General features: G+C 38.8%; 1 protein-coding gene. It reads left to right on the top strand.

From position 1 onward, the window contains the following. The first annotated feature begins 293 nt into the window (after positions 1-293). Entirely contained in the window at positions 294-695 is a 402-nt protein-coding gene (locus DXA60_RS18500; RefSeq protein ID WP_044986705.1) for a hypothetical protein, read from the top strand. Positions 696-758 lie beyond the last annotated feature (63 nt).

Raw genomic sequence — 758 nt, 5'->3', positions numbered from 1 at the left:
TTCAAGTTTGTCTGACTGATAAATAATTTAATAACTGTTTTACAAAGCACTTTAGCCAATAATAGGTTAGAGTGCTTTTTTCATGCCATAAAAGGAGGTGGTTGAAGCACAACGCATCGGGGAAAGCCCGATTAATCTTTACAACAGGCATTGCCTGATAATCATATAGTAAAAAAACAAAGACAGAGAGGAATGTATATATTCCGTTCGGAAATCAGCCGGATTGGAATGTGTACATTCCTTTCTGGCTTTTTCCATATCTGTCACACATCAAGAAAAAGGAGATTTTTATCATGAGAAAAGAACAGATTACAGTAACTAACAATTCAGTCTGCAATAGTGCAGAAAACAAGGGTTTGGAGGGAAAAGGCATGAAGAGAAGATTACTTCATTTTAAGAAAAGAATGGTTCCGGCAGTATCCGGAGCACTTATGGGAGTAATGCTTATGAGCACTACTTGTTTTGCTGCAGGTACAGGTACTTCCGCAGTAACACAGCCGCTTGAGAACTTAAAGACACTTATCATTGCAGTCATTGGTGCTGTTGGTGTCATCATTCTTGCAAAGAATGTCATGGAGTTCGCACAAGCCTATCAGCAGCAGGATTCATCTACTATGAACTCTGCACTGAAAGGAATTGTAGCAGGTGTCATGATGGCTGGTATTTCAACAGTACTGACATTCTTAGGCTTCTAAGATTGGGGAAAAAGAGTTCCCCTTTTAGTAAAAGGAAAGAGGTGAATAACAAGTATGGATATT

Source organism: Roseburia sp. OF03-24 (assembly GCF_003463035.1).
GTDB classification, from domain to species: domain Bacteria; phylum Bacillota; class Clostridia; order Lachnospirales; family Lachnospiraceae; genus Roseburia; species Roseburia rectibacter.
The sequence above is the reverse complement of the archived record's forward strand: the minus strand, read 5'-3'. Positions and strand labels throughout refer to the sequence as shown.